This window comes from Paenibacillus sp. FSL H3-0333, assembly GCF_038002805.1.
In the GTDB taxonomy this organism is placed as follows: Bacteria; Bacillota; Bacilli; order Paenibacillales; family Paenibacillaceae; genus Paenibacillus_AQ; species Paenibacillus_AQ silagei.
On sequence record NZ_JBBODG010000001.1, the window covers coordinates 1,838,393 to 1,863,801 of the forward strand.

Annotated in this window: 19 protein-coding genes; 13 read left to right on the plus strand and 6 right to left on the minus strand. The window is 53.7% G+C overall.

Translation table 11 applies throughout. From position 1 onward, the window contains the following. Nucleotides 1-5: 5 nt before the first annotated feature. Both MHH78_RS08280 and MHH78_RS08285 read right to left on the minus strand, forming a co-directional pair. A complete protein-coding gene (locus MHH78_RS08280) occupies nucleotides 6-2,801 on the minus strand; it encodes an O-antigen ligase family protein (protein ID WP_341167103.1) in 2,796 nt (931 codons plus the stop codon). Between the two features lie 341 nt (nucleotides 2,802-3,142). After that, the gene (locus MHH78_RS08285; protein WP_036701644.1) at nucleotides 3,143-3,352 is read right to left on the minus strand and encodes a hypothetical protein; all 210 of its coding nucleotides are present in this window, start codon (nucleotides 3,350-3,352) and stop codon (nucleotides 3,143-3,145) included. Between the two features lie 199 nt (nucleotides 3,353-3,551). Between MHH78_RS08285 and MHH78_RS08290 the strand changes: the two genes are divergently transcribed. After that, nucleotides 3,552-4,214: a YheC/YheD family protein gene (locus MHH78_RS08290; RefSeq protein ID WP_341167104.1), complete on the plus strand. Its 663-nt coding sequence runs from the start codon at nucleotides 3,552-3,554 to the stop codon at nucleotides 4,212-4,214. A 327-nt stretch (nucleotides 4,215-4,541) separates the two neighbouring features. After that, nucleotides 4,542-4,685, plus strand: coding sequence for a sporulation histidine kinase inhibitor Sda (locus MHH78_RS08295; protein ID WP_036721967.1), 144 nt, complete (start codon nucleotides 4,542-4,544; stop codon nucleotides 4,683-4,685). Between the two features lie 132 nt (nucleotides 4,686-4,817). Here the strand turns inward: MHH78_RS08295 and MHH78_RS08300 are convergent, their stop codons facing one another. Further along, entirely contained in the window at nucleotides 4,818-5,816 is a 999-nt protein-coding gene (locus MHH78_RS08300) for an NAD(P)/FAD-dependent oxidoreductase (RefSeq protein WP_341167105.1), read from the minus strand. A 301-nt stretch (nucleotides 5,817-6,117) separates the two neighbouring features. Here MHH78_RS08300 and MHH78_RS08305 point away from each other — a divergent pair, with 301 nt between their 5' ends. Further along, complete coding sequence (locus tag MHH78_RS08305) at nucleotides 6,118-7,311, plus strand: NAD(P)/FAD-dependent oxidoreductase (protein ID WP_036701637.1); 1,194 nt, start codon at nucleotides 6,118-6,120, stop codon at nucleotides 7,309-7,311. A 1-nt stretch (nucleotide 7,312) separates the two neighbouring features. Next, on the plus strand, nucleotides 7,313-7,591 hold the full coding sequence (locus tag MHH78_RS08310) for a hypothetical protein (RefSeq protein WP_076081643.1): 279 nt from the start codon (nucleotides 7,313-7,315) through the stop codon (nucleotides 7,589-7,591). Nucleotides 7,592-7,748: 157 nt separating this feature from the next. On the opposite strand, the gene hemQ is transcribed toward MHH78_RS08310, so the two are convergent. Beyond that, nucleotides 7,749-8,507, minus strand: a complete 759-nt coding sequence (hemQ, locus tag MHH78_RS08315) for a hydrogen peroxide-dependent heme synthase (RefSeq protein WP_036721960.1) — start codon at nucleotides 8,505-8,507, stop codon at nucleotides 7,749-7,751. 268 nt (nucleotides 8,508-8,775) lie between these two features. Between hemQ and MHH78_RS08320 the strand changes: the two genes are divergently transcribed. From MHH78_RS08320 to dnaI, 3 genes are all read left to right on the plus strand, one after another. Further along, nucleotides 8,776-9,072 carry a YuiB family protein gene (locus tag MHH78_RS08320; protein WP_341167106.1) on the plus strand — a complete coding sequence of 99 codons (297 nt, stop codon included), beginning with the start codon at nucleotides 8,776-8,778 and terminating at the stop codon, nucleotides 9,070-9,072. Nucleotides 9,073-9,252: 180 nt separating this feature from the next. Beyond that, nucleotides 9,253-10,803 carry a DnaD domain protein gene (locus tag MHH78_RS08325; protein ID WP_076081645.1) on the plus strand — a complete coding sequence of 517 codons (1,551 nt, stop codon included), beginning with the start codon at nucleotides 9,253-9,255 and terminating at the stop codon, nucleotides 10,801-10,803. Nucleotides 10,804-10,821: 18 nt separating this feature from the next. After that, on the plus strand, nucleotides 10,822-11,781 hold the full coding sequence (gene dnaI / locus MHH78_RS08330) for a primosomal protein DnaI (RefSeq protein ID WP_341167107.1): 960 nt from the start codon (nucleotides 10,822-10,824) through the stop codon (nucleotides 11,779-11,781). Nucleotides 11,782-11,907: 126 nt separating this feature from the next. Here dnaI and MHH78_RS08335 read toward each other — a convergent pair whose 3' ends face one another. Then, a complete protein-coding gene (locus MHH78_RS08335; RefSeq protein ID WP_341167108.1) occupies nucleotides 11,908-13,281 on the minus strand; it encodes a glycoside hydrolase family 43 protein in 1,374 nt (457 codons plus the stop codon). A gap of 207 nt (nucleotides 13,282-13,488) precedes the next feature. Then, entirely contained in the window at nucleotides 13,489-13,650 is a 162-nt protein-coding gene (locus MHH78_RS08340; RefSeq protein WP_143803803.1) for a YqzM family protein, read from the minus strand. A 184-nt stretch (nucleotides 13,651-13,834) separates the two neighbouring features. Here MHH78_RS08340 and MHH78_RS08345 point away from each other — a divergent pair, with 184 nt between their 5' ends. The 6 genes from MHH78_RS08345 to MHH78_RS08370 all read left to right on the plus strand — a co-directional run bounded on the left by MHH78_RS08345 (nucleotide 13,835) and on the right by MHH78_RS08370 (nucleotide 25,407). Beyond that, a complete protein-coding gene (locus MHH78_RS08345; RefSeq protein ID WP_341167109.1) occupies nucleotides 13,835-14,281 on the plus strand; it encodes a GNAT family N-acetyltransferase in 447 nt (148 codons plus the stop codon). Nucleotides 14,282-14,521: 240 nt separating this feature from the next. Then, a complete protein-coding gene (trxA, locus tag MHH78_RS08350) occupies nucleotides 14,522-14,839 on the plus strand; it encodes a thioredoxin (RefSeq protein WP_036701616.1) in 318 nt (105 codons plus the stop codon). Nucleotides 14,840-15,017: 178 nt separating this feature from the next. Beyond that, the gene (gene uvrC, locus MHH78_RS08355; RefSeq protein ID WP_341167110.1) at nucleotides 15,018-17,051 is read left to right on the plus strand and encodes an excinuclease ABC subunit UvrC; all 2,034 of its coding nucleotides are present in this window, start codon (nucleotides 15,018-15,020) and stop codon (nucleotides 17,049-17,051) included. A gap of 486 nt (nucleotides 17,052-17,537) precedes the next feature. Next, complete coding sequence (locus MHH78_RS08360; protein ID WP_341167111.1) at nucleotides 17,538-22,112, plus strand: galactose-binding domain-containing protein; 4,575 nt, start codon at nucleotides 17,538-17,540, stop codon at nucleotides 22,110-22,112. Then, nucleotides 22,112-23,785 carry an extracellular solute-binding protein gene (locus tag MHH78_RS08365; RefSeq protein WP_076081655.1) on the plus strand — a complete coding sequence of 558 codons (1,674 nt, stop codon included), beginning with the start codon at nucleotides 22,112-22,114 and terminating at the stop codon, nucleotides 23,783-23,785. Before MHH78_RS08360 ends, MHH78_RS08365 begins: the two co-directional genes overlap by 1 nt. Before the next feature lie 65 nt (nucleotides 23,786-23,850). Beyond that, on the plus strand, nucleotides 23,851-25,407 hold the full coding sequence (locus MHH78_RS08370; RefSeq protein ID WP_341167112.1) for a response regulator transcription factor: 1,557 nt from the start codon (nucleotides 23,851-23,853) through the stop codon (nucleotides 25,405-25,407). Nucleotides 25,408-25,409: the final 2 nt, after the last annotated feature.

Below are 25,409 nucleotides of genomic sequence, written 5' to 3' on the forward strand. Positions count from 1 at the left end.
GGCGGTTACAGCGGCATTCCCGCCACTTCATTAATTCTTGCCGCTTCTTCCGGGTCAGCAGCGATCAGCTTCTGATAGACCGCCTGATCCTGGGCGCTCTGCATCCGCTGCTGAACTGCCAGTAACCACCGCGCAAGCTCGCGGTTAACAGGGCTGCTGTAGTCCTCACTAAGGCCTTGCTTCAGTGTAGCTTCTGCGGCCTGCATGTCCTGCGACATGTATTGGATCTTCGCGGTGTTCAGCAGCAGTTCCGGCGTGACGCTAACGCCCTGCTGCTGTGCATCCTGATCTGCGGCGGCGTAAGTATAAGCATCCAAGCCAGTTTTGAAATACCGCTGCTTGTTAAGGGTCTCCTGGTCCCTGATCTCCAGCTTCCCCTCAGCCGCAGCTTCCTGCGAACGTTTCAGGGCTGCGGCTCCCAGCTCCTGGGACCGGGCAATCACTCCGCTGTACCAGGCGGTCGTCCACAGGCTTCCGCTGTCCGTCAGATCCTCGTAACCGCCCGCAAAGCCCTGCTTCAGTGCAGCGGCTGCGTCCTCCTGGTCTCCAGACAGGTGCTGTACTCTCGCAATGCTCAGACCTATCGTAGGTGTGACGAAGAATTCACGGCCCTGAAGCTGCTCAGGAGGGAGGCTTTTCAGATGCGCTATACCGTCCGTTACATGTCTGTAGGCAGCAAGTGCGGAAGCGAAATACGTCTGTTGCCCGGCTTCATCCTGCTTGGAGTAAGCTTGCTGTCCAAGGAGGGAGGACCGGCTGATCAGACCGGCATACCAGTTAATATCCCACATGAACTTGTCCGCGTTGTCCAGATAGATCTGATAGGCCGCATCGCTCTCGCCCTTCAGATCATAGTAGCTGGCGAGCTGGGTCAGCAGCTCTTTGTTGGACGGCTCATCCTTCAGCGCACGGGTCAATACCGCATAGGCCTCGTCCAGGAACTGCTCGTTCTTGGTCTGCTCATACACCTTCTGATCCAGCAGGTACAGGTACACAGCGGATTCCGGGTGGTATGGGCGGATGTTGAGTGCTTTTACGAAAGGGGCCTTGATCTCCTCATAGGACTGGCTCACTTGGATCAGCTTCTTGCCTGCACTGGCTTCAGAGCTTGAACGAATGTAACTCAGAGACAGGAAGAGCAGATAGGCCGTGCCGATTCCGAGTACTGTGAAATAACCCGCTCTGATCCACAGCTTGTTCCACTGAAGACGGAGCGGCTTGCTCTCCATGGCCACGGCCATTCCCCCCAGAGCGAGGAATACGAGCATACCCATGAAGGCAAAACTGAGGTTGAAGTCCAGCAGGCTGTGAACGAGAATCGACAAGGCGATAATAAGATAGAAGAATCCGTTGCTATAGTCATCGGTCTCCCGTCTCAGGTACTGTCTGCTGAATTTGTAGAAGATAAACAGGATGAAGCCCATGAACACCAGGAAGCCTACAATGCCCACCTCAATCAGATATTGCAGGAAGAAGTTATGCACCTGGCGGCTCAAGTAAGGGTTGTTCTGATAATGCTCATAGAGTGTGGCCCAGCCGCCGCCGCCCGCGCCCAGTACCGGGTAATCCTTGACGACCTTCATGGCATCCTCGTAAAAGGTAAAACGCTCCAGGACACTGTGCTGCCTGAAGTTGATATTCTCCAGCCGTGTTCCGATATTCTCCGGGAGAATATTACGCGCGCTGGTGCCGATGAACAGGAAGGCGATGATCGCGACGCCAGCCACAGACACGGCTGGAATCCACAATCCGCTCATGCGGCGTGATTCTAGTCTGTCAAGCTTGCGGCTCAGATAAGGTGCCAGGTAACGCTGAACTAAGAAGCAGAGCACAGCCGCACAAGCGGATGCTCCCAGCAGATATCCCCAGCCCTGAAGGGCGGCAGACGAGGTGAACTCCGTATTCAGCTCCAGACCCAGCCGTGTGACCGGGCTGGTAATCAGCAGAGAGAATAGGCCGGCAATCGCAAGATGGACAATCCATAGAATCTGCTGCACAGGCTTCAGGAAGAGCAGCAGGAGGATGAATACTACCGGCAGCAGCACGAGTCCGCCACGGGATAAGGTAAGCAGCAGCGAGACGATGATTGGCACCAGCATGAAGCCGTGCAACAGCTGTCCGGCCCATTTGCGGGAGCGGATCAGCGCGAAGACGGCCACGAACAGAAACGCCATCAGGAAGGCTGCATATGTATTGGCATACTGGAAAATGGAGGTCAGGCGGAGCCCGTTCGAGTCGGTCATTACCGCTTCGCTATACCTGCCGCTATATACAGTCTTCGAGAACCAGCCCACCAGACTGCCAGCCAGCTTCCAGCTTCCGAGCCAGTTGAGCAGTCCAAAGCCTACGATCAGGTAAGCGAGGGTAAGCACACCATGCTGGACGGCGGAATTGAGCCGCTTGTGCCGGAGCAGAAGGATGCTGATGATGAAGACTGCGGCATAGGTGAACTGGGTGAACAGCATGTTCATCGCCATATACCGGGAAGCAGCGCCGAATAGCGACAGCGCATAGGTTAAGGGAAGCAGGAGGGCCGCTACGGTAAGCAGATCACGCTGTCCCTCCAGCCGGAAGGATCTGAAATACAGGACGGCAGCGGCCAGCAGGAGCAGGCAGCTTAATAAGGCGGCAACATAAATGGGCTTCTCGAAATCCGCCGTCATTCCGTTGAACAATCCGATCTGAAAAGCGGCCCAGCCAAAAAACAGCAGGAACGCAGCGCAAAGCATCCAAGCTGCCCCTGAAAGCTTGTCCGTAGCTTTGACAGAAGCCGCCTGTTTTCCGTACACAGGTTTCGACACGATAGAATCTCCTTTTTCAAAATAGTAGGTCTTCCAATTTATTGTACATACATATTACGGATATAAAGTGAAAAAGTTGTTGTCTGAACGGAAATTTCAAAGATTGGAGTGTCTTGCAGGAGAGGGAGGAGCGAAAAAGTGGGGAATAGGCCGGAACCTGCTCAGCGAATGAAGCAGTCTGTCCGCACAGGCCAGCCTGACGCAATTTTCATAGAATATGGTAACGGAGCGAATCTATGATTCATGTAAGAATGGACGCTTAAGAGTTCCGCCCGAAGGCAGCAATGACGGCAGGGGAACGCGCAATCCGCTTCCTGGGCCACTGCTGCCGGGAACAAGCTTCAGGCGGGGATAATAAATTTCAGGTTAATCATGAACACGATCAGGGCGGAGGCCCCCAGGGAAAAGGCGATGCAGCCGGCACCGAGCACTCTGCGCCGGTCCTTGATGAATTTGAAGCCAAGCGCACAGACGAGTATTGTCGTTCCTGCCAGTACAACAGACATGCCGATCATCGCAAACCAATACAGGATTTCAAAAAACTCAGCCATTAGGAAACCCTCCCTTTCAGGCAATAATACAACGAATTTTAATGATTTTCCAGTCAAATGAATCAGGGACATAAGGCCCCGCAGCCATATGCCCTTTTTTGCTGTGGCCTGCTATACCACGGACAATCATACAGGAGGGCACGGCCCTTCGTGAGTAATCTATAGGGTAGGCTGGGAATGCGAAAGGAGAGGGCAAATAATGGCGGGGAGAGAACTGGCAAGCAAGCTGCTGAAGACGGCGGCGCTGCTTAGCGATTCACGGGTTGCCGGTTACATTCCGAGAACGCGGGAATATAGTGCTGCCGGATTGTCCGCGATGCTTGGAAGATACGGCAATGTTGTCATCAAGCCGGTTGTAGGCGGAGGAGGATATGGTGTCATCAAGGTGTTCCGGGATCATAGAGGGTATGGCTTCACGTATATGCAGAGCACACGTATCTATGGAGACTTTACTTCCATGCGCCAGGCACTGGACAGATTCAAGGTGAAACGGAAATATTTGATCCAGCAGGGCATTTCCCTTGCACGGATCTCCGGGCGTCCGATTGATTACCGGGTCAAAGTAGTGAAGAACGGCGAGCACTGGGAGTTCCGATCTATGGTAGGGAGAGTAGCCCGGCCGGGATTGTTCGTTACGAATCTCTGCAAAGGAGGTACGATGGTCAGCTGCCGCCAGGGACTGCGAAGATCATTGCCAAGAGTGGGGACCTCATCCAAAAAGGCGGAGATGCGCAGGCTGACTTTAGTCTGTATCGAGCTGCTGGAGCGTCATTTTCCGGGGATCGGTGAACTGGGCTTCGACTATGCTGTAGATCATCGGGGGAAGATTTGGATTCTGGAAGTAAATACAAGACCAAAATGATTAATAAAATTTTTATATTTGACGATAAATACAGTAATAGGATAATATTGCGTTTAGTTGTTTAGATTCTGAGGTAATACAACAAGAAATATCCCAGCCAATTATGAACATTCTAAAAAAGTTTTTGTGTGGAGATGTCAGGTTTCAGCCCTGTGTATAACTGTTATCCCCATAGTCCACTGCGCAATTGCTGACATTATAACCCTTACTCACATATTATACACAGGATTTCCACAGCAGCTTGTGGATAATGAGAACGCTTGTTCGAAAAATGATAGTTTGCTATGATAGATTCAGATCCAAATAAAGGAAAGGTAGGTGAACGTTATGGTTGAATTGTCGGATGAGATGCTGCTTGACTCTTATCACAGAGCGATAGAGCTGCATTTGGAGCATGATTTCATCGCCCTGCTTCTCGCTGAAATTCGCAAACGGAACTTACACTCTCCAGACCATGCGGTTCTGCATTAAAGATCAGAGCACATCCTGCAGCATTGGACTTCTTTAAACCGCAAGCATCAAGGAATAGGGTATCTTTTCAAGTTGAGGTGGAATCAACCTGAAAGGATACCCTTTTATTATGGCTATAAGGTTATAGACGACCTAGAGCTTAAGGTTACTGCTGTGTCCCGGAGACAGCTTCGCATCCGGATCAATATACACCTTGGCGTTATTGACTGCTGTTGGCGCTTCTCCGAATCCTACAGCGATCAGCTTCAGCTTGCCTGGATAAGTCGTGATATCGCCAGCGGCGAAGATTCCCGGAATGCTGGTCTCCATGCGGGAGTCAACTACAATAGAGTTGCCCTCAATGTCGATTCCCCACTCGGCAATCGGGCCCAGAGAGGAGACAAAGCCGAAATTGACAATAACGCTGTCTACTTCGATTTCTTGAGTTTCCTTGGTCTTGATATGGGACAAGGTGACCTTGGTAATGAACTCTTCACCGTGAAGCTCCGTAATCTCGGACGGCGTAATCACATTTACCTTAGAGGCCATCAGATTCTCCACACTATGCTCATGCGCACGGAATTTATCGCGGCGGTGAATCAGGGTTACCTGTTCAGCGATCGGCTCCAGCATCAGCGCCCAGTCCACAGCGGAATCGCCGCCTCCGCTGATCAGCACCTTTTTATCCTTATAAGCATTCAGATCATTTACGAAATAATGCAGGTTGGCTTTCTCGAAGCGCTGTGCATCCGGCACCTCCAGACGCCGCGGCTCAAATGCGCCTACGCCTCCCGTGATGATAATGGCTTTGCTGTGATATTCAGCCTTGTCGGTGGTGACGGTGAAATGGCGCTCACCCTGCTTCACAACCGATACGACCTTCTCCTCCAGACGGATATCAGACTGGAACAGCTCCATCTGACGGGCAAGGTTATCCACCAGCTCTTGTGCGGTGACCTTAGGGAAGCCGGCGACATCGTAAATATATTTCTCAGGATACAGAGCAGCAAGCTGCCCACCGAGTTGGGGCATACTCTCAATAAGAGTTACTGAAGCCTGGCGCATACCGCCGTAAAAAGCGGCAAACATACCGGCTGGTCCTCCGCCTATAATCAGCAGATCGCTCATAGGAACGGTTTGCTCTAATGTCATGTAAAACTACACCTCCGAGTTGATAGTTTCAAAATGCCATACTTGCGTACCTACTCATTATAAACATAGTCGCACCTGCCTGCAAAGGTCTTGATTTCAAAGAAAAAGTGTGACATTTTGTTGTATGATTATATTTGATTAAAACGATACTAAGGTTTACAATGGATATGGTTATTTTAGAAATCCTTTAAGTTTTATTGGAAATTCTTCTGAATTTAAGTGTATAAATTCACAAAAGAAACCTGATTTTTTTACAAAAAATAACACATAGACAGATTCACCTGTTGGAAGGAGCCGGAACATGAGCAGTATTCCCAAAATCGTTATTCTAGGCGCGGGGTATGGAGGGATTTTGACCGCCCAGCGGCTGCAGAAAGCTTTGAATTATAATGAAGCCGATGTAACCCTAGTTAACCGCCATGAATATCACTATTTCACGACCCATCTGCATATGCCTGCAGCGGGCACGGACAGCATCGAGCATACACGCGTGTCTATCTCCAAATTAATCGATGAGTTCAAGATCGATCTTGTCAAATCCTCGGTGCAGGAGATTCGCACCCAGCAGAAGAAGGTTATTCTGGAGGACGGAACGCTCTCGTATGATTACCTCGTGATTGCCCTTGGCGGTGAGCCTGAAACGTTCGGGATTCCGGGACTCGACAAATATGCGCTGACCATCCGCAGTATCAACTCTGTGCGGCTGATCCGGGAGCATATCCAGTACCAGTTCGCCAAATACAAGAATGAGAATAATGCACAGGAGCATATCAACTTCGTCATTGGCGGTGCGGGCTTCAGCGGGATTGAATTTGTTGCGGAGCTGGCTGACCGGATTCCTGCACTATGCAAAGAATTTGATGTCGATCCAAGCATGGTCAACATCTATAATATAGAAGCTGCGCCTACGGCTCTGCCGGGGTTCGCGCCTGAGCTGGTTGAGCATGCCATGACCGTACTCACCAAGAAGGGGGTAACCTTCAAGATGGGCGTAGCGATCAAGGAATGCCTGCCTGGCGGCGTGATTCTGGCCACGGGTGAAGAGATCAAGGCCTCCACCATTGTATGGACCGGCGGTATCCGCGGGAACCGTCTGATCGAGGCGGCCGGCTTTGAAGCGATGCGCGGACGGGTGAAGGTAGACGAATATCTGCGGGCTCCGGGACATGAGAACATCTTCATCATAGGTGACGGCTCCCTCATGATTAATCCGGAAGGGCGTCCTTACCCGCCGACGGCACAGATTGCCATGCAGCAGGGAGAATGCTGCGCGCATAATCTAGTAGCGGCCATCCGCAGCCAGCAGCCGAAGAAATTCGCCTTCAGCAACAAGGGGACCGTAGCTTCACTTGGTAAGGGCCAGGGAATTGCCGTAGTCGGCGAGAAGACATACAAAGGCTGGAAGGCAGCGCAACTGAAGAAGGTTGTCGATATGCGCTACCTGCTCATCATCGGCGGCATCCCGCTCGTGCTCAAAAAAGGAAGATTCCTCTAAGATGCGCCACTGCAGCGTGCAAGTACGCGGACTGCTGACGCGCGAGGAGCTCGACCGCTATAATGCTCTGATTGAGGTAGGCTCTTATCTGGAGGATCAGACGCGGTATGATCTGGCCTACAATATCCAGAAGGAAATCGACATTCTCATTCTCCCGGCCATCGAACGCCTGAAGGATAAGGGCCGCGCGCGTGACCGGGCGACGGCTGAATATCTGGAGAGTCTGCGTGACGGGGATGAGGACGAAGACGAAGAGGACGATAAGGAACCTTCGGTCTAAGTGGAAGTAGAAAAGACGTACAATGCAAAGAGAGCCGTGCTGCAAGCGCGGCTCTCGGGTGCAATAGCCGCTTTTAAGGGCGGCGGCTTTCGGAAAAGTAGTCAAGAAATAGACCGCATACCTCTGCTGAGGTGGCGGTCTATTTGCGTTTATGCTGTTACAGCTTCAGCATCTCCTCGAACGATTCTTCGTTCAGCAGGTTGCCGACATAGAAGGGGCCGAACTCTCCGTAGCGGGCGCTGACTTCATCGAAGCGCATCTCGTAGACGAGCTTCTTGAACTGCAGGGCATCCTCGGCGAACAGAGTCACGCCCCACTCCCAGTCATCGAAGCCGACGGAGCCGGTGATGATCTGCTTCACCTTGCCGGCATAGCTGCGTCCGATCAGGCCGTGCGAATACATCAGCTCCCGGCGTTTCTCCATATCCAGCATGTACCAGTTGTCGGCAAGCTCACGCTTCTTGTTCATCGGGTAGAAGCAGATATGCTTCATTTGCGGCAGTACAGGCTTCAGCCGGGCAGCGACATGCGGGTTCAGCATCGGATCGCTGCCGTCACCGGCACTTCCTCCTGCGGCGTAGTTGCTGAGCTCAACGATGCTTACATAGGAATAAGCCTTCGTAGTATATTGGGCAAAGGCGATTTTGTTAAAAGCGGTCTCCAGCGCATTCAGCGCCTCCAGACTCTCTCTCAGAAACATCATCACGAAATCAGCCTTCTGGCCCACGATGGAATAGACAGCAGTGCTGCCCTCCTTCGCTTCCTCGACAGGTCCCCACTCCTGCATGAAGGCATGCAGCTCCTCCAGGGCCACTGCCCGTTCCTCGTCATCGGCTGCCGTCCAGGCTGTCCAGTTCAGTGAGCGGAAGTCATGCAGCGCATACCAGCCTTCCAGTGTCAAAGCGGCTTCGTTCAAGTTGTTCACTCCTTATAGGTTATCGGTGGAATATCCTCGCGTAAAATCTTCTTGGTCCGCATACCTTAAATATGTATGAACATAGGTCGGGTGCTATTTGCATTGTAGCGCAGCGGGCGGCAGAGAGCAAACGCCAAGGCCCCCATTCACGCGAATTCCGGTATTGGGCGCGATAATGTTCATTGCTTCGCTACATTTTTTCTAGTAAACTTACTATTATATAAGCTTGGGTGTGCGGTTCTTTATAGAGAGAGGGGATGGCGGTACGATGGGCTTTATTCCGGTGTTTGTTCTGGCCGTTTTATTCTTTGTGATGATGTTCGGCATTGGCTTCATTCTTAACATGCTGATGAAGACTACCTGGTTCCCTGCCTATCTGTTCGTCATTGTCATTCTTCCGGTGGTGGTCTACTCCATCTGGGACCGGAGCGCGATGTCCTTATGGGAGCACCTCTCTACCTTCCACATTGTGGATTATCTTACCGGGGTAGTCGGTCTTGCCGGAGCGGTGCTGAGCGGCTGGACCATTCAGAAGCTGCGGCTGGGCGGATACAAGATGTTCTAAGCGCTGCCTGAAGGGCGGTACAACAAGAAACGGCTAATCTTCTGTCATGGGGGGAGCCGTTTTTTTCTTTTCCGCCAGAAGAGCCAAGGATTCATCTTTATTTTACATTTTTGGCCGGGTGTTTTGTGATAGAATAGAAATCTATATGAATTCGTATAGAAGAGGGGGAGGTATCCGCAGATGCGTATGAGCAACCTGCATCATTTCACTGAACATCACCGGTACTGCGTGTCCCGCGAATTCGGTCTAAGCCAGCTGGATGGACGTATGCTGGGCTCAGTCTATCAGCCAATGGTAGGCGCGTTCGCCATCAGCCTGTACAGATTGCTGTTCGAGCATATTCCGGCTGAATCTATCGGTTACTCCGGTGTGGAGCAGCAGCGCAGGCTCTTTATGACCCTGGGCGTTGAACCCAACGAGAAGGGCCGTAAATATATGGTAGACCAGGCTTCCCGGCTGGAGGCGGTGGGACTGCTGCAGACCTGCCGGCTGTATGCCGCGGAGAATGATGATTATATGTACGAATACGAGTTAATGCCGCCGCTGTCGCCGGCTGATTTCTTTGCAACCCAGCATCTGACACTGCTGCTCCGGGATAAGATCGGCAAGTTCGCTGTGCTGTCGCTGCGTGAGCAGTTCTGGCACCGGGAACCGGAGGAATGGAGCGGGCGGTCGCTCGGGAAAGAGAATATATCACTGCCCTTTTATGATATTTTTGAGCTGAATACCCATGTGATCGACTATGAGCTGGAGCAGGCGCTGGCCGAGGTAGCCTCCGTGCGTCAGCCTGGCACCACTCAGGCGGTTGAGCCGAATATAGCCTACAGCGATATTATCCTACGCTTCCCGCGTGAATCGGTGAACCGTGCGCATGTTGAGAAGCTGCGTTTTGACCATAACCAGATGGGTGTCATTAATTATGTGGCCCGCAAATACGAGCTTGGCCCGCAGGATGTATGCCGTCTGCTGGATGAGGATGATGTCTTCACGCCGGACGGAGAGGTGATTCTGGATACGCTGCAGTACAAGGCGAGCCAGCATTTCCGTCAGGATAGGAAGCGTCAGGAGAAAAGAGAGATTGCTGCCGCCAAGGTAGTGTCGCTGCGCTCCGCCGCTGAGGAAGAGAGTGATCCCTCCGCAGTGCCGGTGGAGCAGGCTGTCGAAATGGAGTTCTATGTAGAAGTGCCTCCGCAATTTCTGTCCAAATGCGACATTCACCAATATAATATGATGCTGCGCAACGAGCCTTATACACGGCTGCTACAGACGTTCTTCCCGGGGGCAGTTCCGGGCCAGCTGATGGATATTTTCGAGAAGATTGATCTGAACTATAAGCTCAGCGGCGAAGTGATCAATGTCCTGATCCATTATCTGATGACGATGGTGGCCTCCGGCGGCGATCAGCGGATGAACCGCAACTTCGTGGAGGCGATTGCCTCCAATATGCTGGTGAAGCAGGTGAATACTTACGAGAAGGCCGTGCGCTATATCCGTGACCAGTCGAAGGTGAAGGGCAAGGGGGCGGCTTCCGCCTCCTCCGGCACAGGCACTGCGGGAGCCCGCCAGCGTTCGTATACGAAGAGCGGCGGGCGGTCCGGCAAGCAGGAGATTCCGATTGTGCTTGATGACGGCAGCGCCGGAACCGTATCGGAAGAGGAATTCGCGGCGATGATGAAGAAAGCGGCCGAGATCAAGGCCAGCAAGAAAAAAGGCGTTCTGAGAACGCCCTGAAGAAAGTGAGGTGCAGCGATGGAGTCCATGGGCGAAGTGCTGCGTTCGATGAACAACCCCGCTCTGCGCCAGCGCTCCCGTGACCTGGAGCAGACCCTGCTGAACCATCCCCTGGTCAAGGAGCTTCAGGCGGAGCATCCCGAGCTGGACGAGTCCCGGCTGCGGCTGCACTTGAGCCGGCTATACCAGTATGTCGAAGAGGACCGGCATTGCAAGAACTGCCCCGGCCTGGCGGATTGCCCGAATGATTTCCAGGGGCATTACAGCAAGCTTACTGTAGAGACGGTTAATGGTGTAACGGATCTGTACGAACGCAAGACACCGTGCAAGCTGAAGATTGCACAGGATAATCAGGATAATGTCCGCAAGCGGATTCGCAGCTTCTACGTGGATGAGCGGGTGCTGAACGGCGGATATGATGAGATGGATATTATGGGCAAGGACCCCCGGCGGGCCTCAGCCGTGAACAAGATATTTGACTATATAGGAGCTGTGCGGGCAGAGGGCCTGACTTCGCGGGGGATCTATTTGCAGGGCAGCTTCGGGACCGGCAAAACCTTCCTGATGTGCTATCTGCTCCATGAGCTGGCTATCTCGGGCTACAGCGGCGTGATTGTCTATATGCCGGATTTCATCGAGGAACTGAAGCTGATCATGATGGACAACCAGAAGCTGAAGGAAATGGTCGATACGATGAAGAATTGTGATCTGCTCATCTTCGATGACATCGGCGCCGAGAATCTCAATCCCTGGGCGCGTGACCATGTGCTCGGAGCGATCCTGAACTACCGGATGAACCGTAAGCCGACCTTCTATACCTCGAATTATCCGCTGGACGGGCTGGAGAAGCATCTGAGCATCACCAGCAAGGACGGGGAAGAGCTCTACAAGGGTCAGCGGCTGATGGACCGGATTGCCCCGTTCGTTGAGGTGATTCCGCTGCATGGGGAGAACCAGCGTGGCAGGGCCAGAAACTGAATTTTTATTAATACAAGCGGAAACGGCTTCGGATAAGTTATCGGGTGAAACATATAAATTCTATATTTTAAAACAGGGGACCACGCCAGCATCTGGCCGGGGTCCCCTGTTTGCCTGCGCTTAGATTTAGCTGGCGCTGAATTTCCACCAGTTGATATTAAACAAGTATCCGCTACCGCCTGTAAATTTCAGGTAAAGGTCATGAGTCCCGCTTGCTCCGCTGACCGTGCAGGTCTTGGTCACCCAGCTCTGCCAGCCCCCTGTATTCTGCACTGCACAGATGCCGACCAGCGTTCCAGTCGGGCTGTCCAGCCGCAGCTCGATATTACCGCCGCTGCCTGCTGACGCTACCCGGGCTTCGAAGGCTGCGGCTCCGGCGCCGAAGTTCACATTTTTGATTTTGAGATAATCGCCGTGATCTATGAAGCCGACATTCATTCCCCCGTCCGTATCTGAGGTGGTCTCGGTCTCTACCCCGGCCGCCCATGCGCTGGTCTCGGCTTGTGTTCTGACATAGGGGTTAAGGGTGGCGATGGGCTGCGGCCCGGCGGTTGTCATGTTGATGACCGGGAAGCTTCCGTCCGCGTTGTAGGTGAATTGCTCTACTCCCACTGACCGGGTGAAGCCACCCCCTCCAGGCAAGGCGCCATTATGGTAAAAGAAATAGGAGCGACCTTTGAAGTCGATGATGCCCGGGTGATTCGTGAAACTCCCGCCCTGAGTGGGCATAATGACCCCTCTGTACTTCCACGGGCCGGTAGGCGAAGAGCTGGTGGAATAGGCGATATTCTCTGGAATACCGCTTGCGGCGTAGACCATGTAGTATAAGCTGCCGCGTTTGTAGAACCAGGGTCCTTCTTCGTAGAGGGTTGGTCTGTCAGCATTGCCGTTTCGCACACCGAAGCTGTCTGTGGTCATAGGTACCTGGACAATACCTGTGCTCTGGTTGTAGGAGATCATATCCGGGTTCAGCTTCACATACTTCAGTGTCGGATTCCCCCAGTAGAGATAGGCCTGGCCGTCACTGTCTACATATACCGTAGGATCGATGTCGCCCCAGCTGCTGGAGACGAGCGGTTTGCCGATAGCGTCCACGAACGGGCCGGTCGGGCTGCTGGAGACGGCGACGCCGATGGCGGGCCGTCCGAGCGAAGTGCTTTTTGCCGTGACATAAAAGTAGAATTTGCCGTTGCGCTCAATGACCTGGCTGGCCCAAGCTTCTCCGCTCGACCAGCTGAATGCCTTGTAGGATAGCGGTGACCCGTGATCCGTCCAGTTCGCCATGTCCTTGGAAGAATAGACCCTCCAATCATTCATCGTATAGTAGGTCGAGTTGTCTTCGTCATGTCCGGTGTACAGGTAGACCGTATCATTGTATACAAGCGGGGCCGGGTCTGCCGTGTAGATGGTCTGTACAACAGGGTTGTCAGCGAACGATACCGGGGAATATAGCGCCGATGCCAACAAGCCTGCGACAGCAAGGCTGACAAGCTTTTTCATTCTTCTTTCCTCCTCAAAATAGGGTATAAGAGCGCTTTCGCATACAGAGTAACACGGCTCCTGTGAAACAAAAATGTGTTTTCTTTTTATTAAATTGTAAATTTATGTTATTATTGATGATCCGTGATAGAACGCAACCTGAACGCAAAAAAATCCGGCATCCTGCCCTGACGCGGGCAAAGAATACCGGACACTGCAGCTAAGCAGCTATTCGGACAAATACTTGATAATCACCATTCCGAAGAAGACCACGGTCATGAAGCCGGTCATCCCGAAGAAACCGGCCATCAGATCACCGAGATCATTGCGGGGCTCCTCATTGATATGCTCCCGCGGGTCACGGACCTGTGCGTTGACATTGACGTCCATTCGCTTCTTCCTCCTTGCTGTTGCATGACTGCATGAAGTGGGTTACAGTTATACATGTGAGCGAAGTCATTGACAATTAATGCGCTTTCTTCAAGTATACGAAGATGCAGGGAAGTTGTAAAGATAGAAGGGTGATTTTATGATACATATAAGACCTATGGAACCGCAGGAGTATGATTTTCTTATGGATATGCATTATGAGTCCATTCATATTGAACAAGGTAAGCCGCCCAGAAGTGAACTGCTGAATTCCCCGGGGATTGCGAAGTACAACGAACATTGGGGGAGACAAGGCGACAGGGCGGTAATCGCACTGGTGAACAATCAGCCCGCAGGTGCTGCCTGGTACAGGCTGTTTGACGAGACGAACCAGGGCTACGGGTTTGTGGATGCCACAACCCCGGAATTAGGCGTTGCTATTCGGTCTGACTACAGGCAGCAGGGATTGGGAATCAGGCTAATGGAGGGCATCATACAGCAAGCCGTGTCCGATGGATACCCGTCACTTTCGCTCAGTGTTGATCCGGAGAATCAGGCGGCCGTCCGGTTATATAACAAGCTCGGCTTCGAGTATGTCGGGACAGCCGGTACCTCGTGGACTATGAAGCTGAATCTCAGGGACAAAGTTTAAACCGTTAAAATACAAATTAATTTTATGCAATATAATTTCTCGAAATATATAACAAATGCATTGTATTTATGTTATACTGTGGATGTGTCGGTAATTGATAATCTGGTTATCATATTACATGAAGCATTTTATCCCGCTATGATCTCGGAGTAAATTCTGCGGACTTGGCTCAGGCTATAGAAGCGGAAGTTATTTCGTACAGCTTAAGCTCAACAAAACTTTTTGAGGAGGAACAATATCATGGCTATCGTGAACGTGTCTGACCAATCCTTCGTGAATGAAGTGGAAGGTCAAGGTACTGTAGTAGTAGATTTCTGGGCACCTTGGTGCGGCCCTTGCAAAATGCTTGCCCCCATTCTCGAGGAATTGTCCACCGAGCTGGGTGACGATGTGAAGATCGCTAAATTGAATGTCGATGAGAATCCTGAGACAGCTTCCCGTTTTGGAGTAATGAGTATTCCTACTCTGATCTTCTTCAAAGACGGCCAGCCTGTCGACAAAGTCGTAGGACTGAACTCCAAGGACTCCCTTAAGAATATCGTAGCCAAGCATCAATAATGGGTTACAATCTGCTGTAACCTGGGCCTTGTGGCCCTTCAGACAAAGCGCCTTCGGATTACCGAAGGCGCTTTGTCTGTCCTATAGAAACGGATGTTCTATATTAAGGCTTGAATGTGTAGTACATTCTATTCTAAACTTACCTTATAACCGTGTAGTAACAGGTGGGGGAGAACTTATGGATTATATGGATAATATCCGCAACAAGCTTGCGCTGCTGCCTGATCTGCCCGGCTGCTATCTGATGAAGAATCAAGAGGGTACGATCATCTATGTCGGCAAGGCCAAGGTACTGAAGAACCGCGTGCGCTCTTATTTTACAGGCAGCCACAACGGGAAGACGCAGCGGCTGGTCGCCAATATTGTTGATTTCGAATATATCGTGACGTCGAGCAACATGGAAGCACTCATTCTGGAGTGCAATCTGATCAAGAAGCATATGCCGCGCTACAACGTGCTGCTGAAGGACGACAAGACCTTTCCTTATCTGAAAATCACGAACGAAGCCCATCCGCGCCTGGAGGTTACCCGCCGGGTGCTGAAAGATAAAGCTAAATATTTCGGCCCGTATCCGAACAGCTATGCCGCCCAGCAGACGAAGAAGCTGCTCGACCGGATGTACCCGCTGCGCAAATGCGGGGTAATGCCGAAGGAAGTCTGCCTGTACTACCACATGGGCCAATGCCTGGCTCCGTGCGAGAAGGAAGTGCCGAAGTCTGCGTACGAGGAGATTATCCAGAATATCTCATCCTTCCTCGGTGGAGGGCATGATGCGGTGAAGAAGGATCTGCAGAAGAAGATGCAGGAGGCGGCCGAGGAGCTGTATTTCGAGCGGGCCAAGGAGCTGCGCGACCAGATTCAGCACATCGATGCCGTGATGGAGAAGCAGAAGATCAATACAGCCGATACCAAGGACCGCGACGTCTTCGGCTATGCGGTAGACAAGGGCTGGATGTGTGTGCAGATCCTGTATATGCGGCAGGGGAAAATGATTCAGCGCCACTCGTCGGCTTTTCCGTTCTACGGAGAGGCGTACAGTGACTTCATGTCTTATGTGACGCAGTATTACAGCGACAATCCCGCGCTGCCGCAGGAAATCCTGCTGCCGGATATGGCCAGCGCCGGAATGCTTCCGCCGGAAGCAGGCAGCGCCGCTGGTCAGGGAAGCGGCGGACCGGAGGCTGTAGGAATGCCGAGCGGGCAGGCGCTGATGGCGGCACTGGGCGCAGAGGATGAGTCGGAGGCCGGAGAGGAGTTGCGCGAGGTGGAAGCCGCCGGTCAGGTGCTTGCGGCTGATGAAGCTGTGCAGGGACAGGCGGAGCAGGAGGCAGCAGCCGAAGGAACCGTGGATGCGGCCGGAGGCGCAGCCGCTCTGCAGGAGTGGCTGGGCATTAAGGTGCTGGTGCCGCAGCGCGGGCTGAAGAAGCAGATGATCGGCATGGCCTGCCAGAACAGCCGGGTCGCGCTGAATGAGAAGTTCCGCCTGATCGAGCGGGACGAGGAGCGCACCTCCGGGGCGGCCAGCAGTCTAGGGCAGAGCCTGGGGCTGGACTCGCTAAACCGGATCGAGGCGTTCGATAACTCGAATATCCAGGGGGCGAATCCGGTCTCAGCCATGGTGGTCTTCATCGACGGCAAGCCTGCCCGCAAAGAGTACCGTAAGTATAAGGTCCGCACGGTGCAGGGGCCGGATGATTATGAGACGATGCGCGAGGTGATCCGGCGGCGTTATGAACGGGTGCTGAAGGAGAATCTGCCGCAGCCGGATCTGATCGTAGTCGATGGAGGGAAGGGCCAGATCTCTTCGGCGATCGATATTCTGCAGAATGAGCTGGGGTTATTCATTCCCGTCTGTGGTCTGGTTAAGGATGACAAGCACAGAACCGCCCAACTGCTGGTCGGCGACTCCGCCGAGCCAGTCTCGCTCGCCAGGGACAGCCAGGAGTTCTACCTGCTGCAGCGTATCCAGGATGAGGTTCACCGCTTCGCCATTACGTTCCACCGGGAGCAGCGCGGCAAGTCGATGGTCACCTCGAAGCTGGATTCGATTCCGGGCATCGGGGACAAACGCCGGAAGCTGCTGCTGAAGCATTTCGGGTCGCTCAAGAAGATCAAGGAAGCCTCCATCGAGGATTTCAAGGTGCTGTCCATCGGCGAGAAGCTGGCCGGTCAGATTCTGGAGGCGCTGAAGGATGAGGAGCCGTCAATCTAAATAGGCTGCAACAGCATGAGACGAAGGCCGGCCCTGTGGGGCCGGTTTCTTTGGGTTTGGTTAGGAATGGATGGTATCTTCAGACATCCCGCTAGTCGTCTGGATGGCAGGCCAATGAGGGCGAAATGTAGTCGAAAAACCGAACATATTGGGCGCTGCGTGGGCGCGTGGGCGAAATGTAGTCGAAAAACCGACCACAGTGGGCGTGGTAGAGGCACGTGGAGTAAATGTAGTCGAAAAACCGACCACAATGGGCGTGACGGAGGCACGTGGATCAAATGTAGTTGAAAAACCGACTACATTGCGTTGGGTGGCGCCGTGCGGGCCAAATGTACATAGTAGACTGGACACTATGAGCTGCTGCATAATTAGGTTAATCTTTACTTTCTGCATAAAATCGTTGATTTGTATAATTGCAACCGGTTTCGGTAAAGGGTACGCTTATCTTGAATCTATGAAAACGCTTATAAGAGGAGGATTAAAGAAATGGGATATTCAAAAACAGTAAGACGCAAAAAGGGGATCAATGGGACTGCTCTTTGTCTGAGCATCATCATGCTGCTGAGTCTCGTGCTGGCGCTTCCGCCAGGACCGGCACATGCTGCGGACTCTTATCTGCTCTCCAAAGACCGGCCGGCGTATGCCTCGGGCACAGAGGGCAATAATACCCCGGATCTGGCGGTGGACGGCAATACGGGTTCAAGGTGGAGCAGCTCATGGGGGACGGACCCAAACTGGATCTATGTTGACCTCGGGGCAACTGCCGCCGTAGACCGCGTGGTGCTCCGCTGGGAAGGGGCTTACGCCAAGGCCTACAAAATCCAGGTATCCGCTGACGAATTGAACTGGAGTGATATCTATTCCACAACTACAGGAGATGGCGGTGTGGATGAGCTTACGCTAAGCGGCACCGGCCGTTATGTCCGGGTATTTGCCACGGAGCGGAACCTGACGCAATACGGTATCTCCCTCTATGAGTTCGAGGTATATGGCACCGGCGGCGTTAATCCTCCTCCGGTGGTTCTGGGGCCGAATGTGGCCTTGAACAAGCCTGCGACGGCTTCATCCTATCAGGTGGCCGACTATCTCCCTCCCGGCTCAACCCTGCCGGAACTAGCGGTGGACGGTAACCTGAGCACACGCTGGTCTTCCAACGCTACCGATAATGAATGGCTGAGCGTTGATTTTGGCAGCGTACGTACGCTGGGCCGGATCATCATTAACTGGGAGGCAGCCGCCGGCCGGATCTATGATATTCAGGTCTCGAATAACGGAACCTCATGGACTACGATCTACCGGGAGCTTCACGGCGACGGAGGTACCCTTAATCTTCCCGTCTATGCCAGCGGCCGCTATCTGCGGATGAAAGGGATCAGCAGAGCAACCTCCTTCGGGTACTCGATCTTTGAATTCCAGGCCTATGATTATGTGGCAGGCGATCCTAAGCCGGTCTATAACATTCCGGCCCTGCCGGAGCTGACTACAGTGGCCGTGGGTCAAGGCAGTCATGCTGCGAATGACCTCTCGGTGCCCCAGCCCAAATATCCGCAGTATAAATCGGATGCGCTGACTGCACCGCTGCCTTCCAATGACTGGTGGCAGTCCATCATGATCAATCAGCTTGGTAACGGCATTATTACTCTTCCGCTCAAATCGAAATATACCAAGCAGGGCCTAAGTATTCTGAACCCGGGTGCAGGCTACCTAAGCGCCGACGGCAAGGCGCAGGAAGCGGCGGGAAGCCCGGACCTGTTCCTGATGGCCGGCAACATTAATACTTCGGGGATGTCGAACCGGATTACCGGTTACGGCGACTGGTCGGCGACTGCGGTGTTAAGCGATGGCGCTGCGGAGAAGCTGAAGACAACGTTCGTCAAAGGCTCGCCTTACCTCTACTCGCAGTTCAGCGATCCGTCCAGTCCTGAAGTGTATCTGCCGGCCGGGGCCCGCTTCTTTAATGACAGCAATACTACGATTCTGGCTGCAGACGGCGACACCGTGACTGCAGACCATATCGGCATTGCGGTTACCAATTCCAACGGGGCGCCAACGCCTGAAATGGTAACCAGACACTATGGGCTGTATGCTCCGGCCGGTACAACCTTCAAGCGGGTAGGCGCCAAACTCAAAATTCAGCTGGGAGGAGGCCAGAATTACCTGTCCCTGTCGGCTCTTCCGGCACCGTCCAATCTGAATTATTTCTACCAGCATGGCTATGCCTTCGTGACGGACACGAAGGTGGCCTATACCTTCAACGAGACGACCTCAGATGTCACGACCACCTTCAATGCGGTAACAGAGCTCAAGCGTTCGGGCTTCCCGAATACCACGCTGATGGCCCAGCTTCCCCACCAGTGGAAGGTGACCACAACGCCGCTGACCGCGGTCTCCTTCCCGTCCATCCGTGGAACGATGAAGGTGACAGAGGGCAATTCGTTCGCCACTACGGATAAATTCCACGGCATTGTGCCGCAGTTCACCGAGCCGGGCGATTCTACCTATTCCCGTCAGGATCTGCTGAATTACCTGGCACTGCTGGATACGGACACCGCCACCAATCTGATGCAGGCCGATGCGTACTGGCAGGGCAAGAAGCTGCATCCGCTGGCCATGGGTGTGCTGATCGCTGATCAGATCGGCAATGAGAGCTACAAGAATCTGTTCCTCTCCCGGATGAAGACGGTGCTTACAGACTGGTATACGTACACCTCGGGGGAAACCGATTATTATTTCGACTACAACTCTGACTGGGGAACATTGATCTATAAAAACAGTGAGTTCGGTGCGAACTCCGGCATCACGGACCATCATTTCACGTATGGCTATTATGTTTTTGCATCGGCCGTGCTCGCCACCTATGATACCGACTTCAGGAACAAATTCAGCGGGATGGTTGATGAGCTGATCAGGGATTATGCTAATCCGTCGAAGACGGATCCGAAGTATCCTTACTTCCGCAACTTCGATCCGTATGAAGGCCATTCCTGGGCCGGCGGTTATGCCGACAATGACAGCGGAAATAACCAAGAAGCGGCCGGAGAGTCACTGTTCGGCTGGGTCGGCCAGTATATGTGGAGCACACTCACCGGCAACACGGCCTTCCGCGATGCGTCCATTATGGGCTTCACGACGGAGCTTAGAGCAGTACAGCAGTACTGGTTCAACTACGACCAGGATAACTGGCTGCCGGGCTATACGCATAAAACTGTGGGTCAGATTTACGGAAGCTCGAATTTCTTCGGCACCTTTTTCAACGGGAATCCGGTGTATGTCTATGGCATTCACTGGCTGCCTACAGCAGAATATTTAACCAGCTACGGGTTCGATACGGCTAAGGCGGCTGGATTATACAGCGGCTTCGTGGCCGATAACGGCGGGCCGGAACCGGACTGGTACCATATTGTCTGGCCGATTCAGGCGCTGAGCGATCCGCAGGCTGTGCTGAATAAATGGAATCCGGCACTGCCGCAACAGAACGAATTGTTCAACACGTACTGGTTCGTGCACAATATGGCCACGCTTGGATCACGCACCAAGGACATTTGGGCGGAGAACGGCTACAGTGCAACGGTGTATAAAAAAGGTTCCGCCTACCGTGCGCTGGTCTGGAATCCGACGAATGCGGCAATTACCGTTACGTTCCGCAACAGCGGAGGAGTGACAGGCTCGGCTGTAGTCCCGGCCGGGAAGCTGGTGAAGGTGGACCCGACGAAGGTGACCACGGATACGCTTCTTACTCCGCCTGCGCTCACAGCTGATACCACCCAGAATGCTGCCGGCCAGCCGATTGAGCTGACGTTCACGGAGAATGCGGCCTGGAGAAATGCAATTACTGCGGTAAAAGTGGATGGAACTTCAGCAGCTGCGGCGAATTATACTGTAGAAGCCGGTAAAATCACCCTGAACACCGCGCTGTTCCCCACGGCGAAGACTTACACGGTTACAGTGACAGCAGACGGATATACCGATACTTCGGTGCAGCAGGTCATTACCGGCGGAACACAGCCGTCCGGGAACCTTGCCCTCAATAAGGCGGTTACCGCTTCGGAGAATCCGAAGCAGCCTGCTGCCGGCGCTGTAGACGGAAATGCGGGCACCCGCTGGGAATCGGACTTCAGTGATCCGCAGTGGATTCAGGTGGATCTTGGCTCTGCCCAGACGGTCAGCCGTGTCCTGCTGAACTGGGAGGGGGCGTATGCCAAAGCCTACACGATCGAGACATCGGCAGACGGCGCGAACTGGGCAACGGTCTATTCGACAACCACTGGAGACGGGGACATTGACGATGTCAGCTTCACCCCGGTCAACGCGCGGTATGTGAAAGTAAACGGCACAGAGCGTGGCACGCCGTACGGGTATTCCTTGTGGGAACTGGAGGTGTACGGCAGCGGCAGCGCCGTGACACCGCTGGCTCCGCCTGCTCTGACAGCCGATACCACCCAGAATGCTGTCGGTCAGCCGATTGAGCTGACGTTCACGGAGAATGCGGCCTGGAGAACTGCAATCACTGCGGTGAGGGTGGATGGAGTGGCAGCAGCGGCAGCGAATTATACCGTGGAAGCCGGTAAAATCAAACTGAATACCGCGCTGTTCCCTACAGGGAAGACGTATACGATTGCAGTAACAGCAGCGGGATATAACGATGCTTCGGTGCAGCAGGTGATTACCGGCGGCACACCGCCGCTTGTGAACCTTGCGCTGAACAAGGCGGTTACCGCCTCGGAGAATCCGAAGCAGCCCGCTGCCGGAGCTGTGGACGGAAACGAGGGCACCCGCTGGGAATCGGATTTCAGTGATCCGCAGTGGATTCAGGTGGATCTCGGCTCTGCCCAGACGCTCAGCCGTGTCCTGCTGAACTGGGAGGGGGCGTACGCCAAAGCCTACACGATCGAGACGTCGGCAGACGGTACGAACTGGACCACGGCCTATTCCACAACAACCGGGGACGGCGGACTCGACGATGTCAGCTTCACCCCGGTCAGTGCGCGGTATGTGAAAGTGAACGGGACGGAGCGCGGCACCCAGTACGGCTATTCTTTATGGGAACTGTCAATCTATTAATGCCCAGGTCAGCGGCACTCCTGTTCTTGCTGGTTCTAAGCAGTCTTAGTGCCTGCTCGGACAGCGGCCGCTCCGAAATTACGCTGCCTGCGGGCCATCCTTCAGCCGTCCCCCTCTCGGAGCTGGCCTCCAAGGTGAAGCCGGTTCAGTTCACCGTCTTTGTGAACTATGACTGGTATACGGCGCCGGACTGGGAGGCCGGGCCGCATAGCCGGTGGATCACCGATCATCTGAAGGTGAAGCTTCTGCCGGTACCATCGAGCGGTGCTGCCGCCCAGAAGCTGAATGCGATGATAGTCTCGGATCAGCTTCCCGATGTGCTGGTTATGGATCGCGGCAAGGATGTGGAACGGCTGCAAAAGGCGGGCAAGCTGGTGGCGCTGGACTCTTATCTGGAGCAATATCCTGAATTCGCCCGGACGGTCGGTGAGAACACGCTGAACATGCTGCGCAGTGAAGACGGCAGGCTGTACCAGATTCCGAACTGGTATATTAACGGCAGCGGCGGCAGCGGCAACGCCGGTTTCCTGGTGGAGAAGAGAATATACCGCGAGCTCGGCTCCCCTAAGCTTGCGACATGGGATGATCTCGAAGCGTATCTGCAGCAAGTGCAGAGGAAATACCCGGATATTGTGCCGATCGACTTCGGGGAGACCCGGGACGGCTTGGAAATACAGATGATCGGCATGCTGTACAGCGGTGCGGCGGATAACCGGACGCCAAGCTTCATCTCTCCCGGTTCAGGCCAAATCTTCGGTGTGCCCTCCGGCACCCGGCTGACTTCTGTGTACCGGGACCCGGCATTCCTGGAGACGCTGCAGCTGGCGGCCCGGCTGGTCCGTCAGGGACTGACCTCTCCGGATCTGTTGACCGAGACACGGGATCAGGTGCTGGAGAAGCTGAAAAGCGGCCGGATCGCCGTATTCGGCGCTTATGACGCTGTCGTGGAAGGGATCGGCCGGGAAGCGAATAATCAGCTCTCGGCTAAGGACCCGCTGGACGGCTATGAGCTCATCTGGCCGTTGCACCGCGAAGGCGTTGATCCCGGCAAGGTCTACCCCTCCGGGTACAATACGCTGGGCTGGAATGTCAATGTCATTACAACCGCTGCCCGGGACCCGGAGGCCATTTTCTCCTATATGAACTGGGCGACGAGTCCTGAGGGGCAGCGTATTCTTTTCTTCGGGCCGGAGGGATTGTTTTATGATAAAGTAGAGGATGGAGTTCCCATCCCAAATGATTCCTATATTGGACGTGACTTGAAATGGTATGATGATCTGAAGATCGGAGAATTCAACTGGTACGGTAATACTTCATACATTGATGCTGCCAAAGCACAGCGTGAGAAGCTGCTGCCCGCCGGAGCCCGGGACTGGACGACCCTTGGACAAGCCAATATAACGTTCAAGACTTCGATGAACATCACCGAATTCTCTAATCTTGACCCGGCGCCTGCCTCGGAAGAGGGACTTATTCTGCAAAGGCTGAGGGATCAATATGCGCAGGTGGTGCCCCGGATGATTTTTGCCGCAAGTGATGAAGAGCTCCGGGAGCTGCTTAAGGCAGCAGACAGGGAAGCATCGGACCTGGGCTATGACAGGCTGCTGGCCTGGAAGACCGGAGTGTGGCAGAGCAATCTGAAGAAGATCAAGGATTACACACCAGAACAATAAACGTTTGGAGAAGAAGAGGGATACGTTATGTACCCTCTTTTCCGCATGAAGGAGTGCTGGTTGCGATGTACAGAGCTGTCTTGGTAGATGATGAGAATTATGACCTGGAGGGGCTGCGCTGCCTGATTCCCTGGAGTGAGCTTGGGATTGAAGTGGTCTGCAGTGAGAGCAACCCGCTTGCCGCTCTCCAATATATCGAGAATCATGAGATTGATCTGCTGATTACAGACATCCGGATGCCGGCGGTTTCCGGTATGGAGCTGTCCCGCCTGGCGCTGGAGCTGAACCCGGGGCTCAAAATCGTGTTCATCAGCGGCTACCAGGAATTTCATTATGCGAAGCAGGCACTCGACTTGAAGGCCCATGCCTACGTTCTTAAGCCGGTTGATGATGAGGAGCTGATCGGTGTACTGCGCACGGCTACCGCCGAGCTAGAGATGGAACGGAGCAGGGGTCCGGAGGACGGCGGGATGATCGCTTCCTTCGATTTCATCAAAAATGATGTGCTGCAGCATCTGCTGGAGGGCAGCATTGACGGGGCTACGCTGGGCGCCTTCCTGGACCGGTATCCGCTCGATTTGGCCTTCTCCAGCGCTTCTGCGGTGCTGATTGAGGCCGATGATGTTCTGATGCGGGTGCAGGAGCAGCCGGAGGATGTCTATGCCGGTCTGGACAGGCTGTTTCAATACATCGGGACAGAGATTGACGCCGCCGCTGCCGGGAAATGGTGCCGGTTGAACCGTTCACAGCTCGGTTTCGTCTATACCGGGCAGCGCCTGACGCTGGAAGAGCGGCTTCAGCAGCTGGTGCAGAAGGTCCGTGAGCACACGGAGTATACGATCACTGTAAGTTATGGAGCAGAGGTGGGGTCTCCGGAAGGACTGGCCTCCTCCTTTTCCCAGGCGAAGGCTTATATGAACGGCAAAATGTTCATCGGCAAGAACAGGGTGATTCCGCCGGTGATGAGCAAGCCGGGCATGGTTCAGGAGATCAAGGAGCTGAGCGTTGTCCTTGAGGGGATGTTCGGGGCCATGGCGGCCTACAGGCTGGCTGATATTTGCGACTGCCTCGACGAGCTGTTCGAAATGGCGGCGCTGTTCGAGCATCCGGTGAAGGTCTATCATTTTTCTATTCATATCGTTACCCGGCTGGAGGCTTACCTGGGGACACTCAACGAGACCTACGAGAGTCTGCAGCAGATGGACGTTATTCATCATCTGGAGACCGTTGACGATATCAAACGCTGGCTCCGGTGTACCTTGTTTGAGATTTCCGAGCTTCTGTTCATGAAGAAGCAGCACAAGAACCGCCGGCTGATGGAGCGGATTGAAGCCTATATCCGGGAGAGGCTGACAGAGAATCTTACCTTGCGGGCGGTAGCTGCCCATTTTGCCTATTCGCCGAATCATCTCGGGGTTCTGTTCAAAGAGCACACGGGGGAGAGCTTCAATGAGTATCTTGTGCGGCTCCGCATGGAGAAGGCGATTCTCCTGCTCGATCAGCCTCAATACAAAATTTACGAGGTGGCTGATAAGGTTGGCTACAAGAACATTGCTTATTTCAGCAGGCAATTCCGGGAGTTTTTCAATATGACCGCAGCCGATTACAGAAAGCAGAGCTGATC

Bases quoted from the DNA above. Each gene is read 5' to 3' on its own strand.
- MHH78_RS08370 (WP_341167112.1), top strand. From the start codon at position 23,851: ATGTACAGAGCTGTCTTGGTAGATGATGAGAATTATGACCTGGAGGGG.
- MHH78_RS08290 (WP_341167104.1), top strand. From the start codon at position 3,552: ATGGCGGGGAGAGAACTGGCAAGCAAGCTGCTGAAGACGGCGGCGCTG.
- MHH78_RS08340 (WP_143803803.1), bottom strand. From the start codon at position 13,650: ATGGACGTCAATGTCAACGCACAGGTCCGTGACCCGCGGGAGCATATC.
- MHH78_RS08300 (WP_341167105.1), bottom strand. From the start codon at position 5,816: ATGACATTAGAGCAAACCGTTCCTATGAGCGATCTGCTGATTATAGGC.
- MHH78_RS08320 (WP_341167106.1), top strand. From the start codon at position 8,776: ATGGGCTTTATTCCGGTGTTTGTTCTGGCCGTTTTATTCTTTGTGATG.
- dnaI (WP_341167107.1), top strand. From the start codon at position 10,822: ATGGAGTCCATGGGCGAAGTGCTGCGTTCGATGAACAACCCCGCTCTG.
- MHH78_RS08360 (WP_341167111.1), top strand. From the start codon at position 17,538: ATGGGATATTCAAAAACAGTAAGACGCAAAAAGGGGATCAATGGGACT.
- trxA (WP_036701616.1), top strand. From the start codon at position 14,522: ATGGCTATCGTGAACGTGTCTGACCAATCCTTCGTGAATGAAGTGGAA.
- MHH78_RS08305 (WP_036701637.1), top strand. From the start codon at position 6,118: ATGAGCAGTATTCCCAAAATCGTTATTCTAGGCGCGGGGTATGGAGGG.
- MHH78_RS08365 (WP_076081655.1), top strand. From the start codon at position 22,112: ATGCCCAGGTCAGCGGCACTCCTGTTCTTGCTGGTTCTAAGCAGTCTT.
- MHH78_RS08310 (WP_076081643.1), top strand. From the start codon at position 7,313: ATGCGCCACTGCAGCGTGCAAGTACGCGGACTGCTGACGCGCGAGGAG.
- MHH78_RS08335 (WP_341167108.1), bottom strand. From the start codon at position 13,281: ATGAAAAAGCTTGTCAGCCTTGCTGTCGCAGGCTTGTTGGCATCGGCG.
- uvrC (WP_341167110.1), top strand. From the start codon at position 15,018: ATGGATTATATGGATAATATCCGCAACAAGCTTGCGCTGCTGCCTGAT.
- MHH78_RS08325 (WP_076081645.1), top strand. From the start codon at position 9,253: ATGCGTATGAGCAACCTGCATCATTTCACTGAACATCACCGGTACTGC.
- MHH78_RS08345 (WP_341167109.1), top strand. From the start codon at position 13,835: ATGGATATGCATTATGAGTCCATTCATATTGAACAAGGTAAGCCGCCC.
- MHH78_RS08285 (WP_036701644.1), bottom strand. From the start codon at position 3,352: ATGGCTGAGTTTTTTGAAATCCTGTATTGGTTTGCGATGATCGGCATG.
- MHH78_RS08295 (WP_036721967.1), top strand. From the start codon at position 4,542: ATGGTTGAATTGTCGGATGAGATGCTGCTTGACTCTTATCACAGAGCG.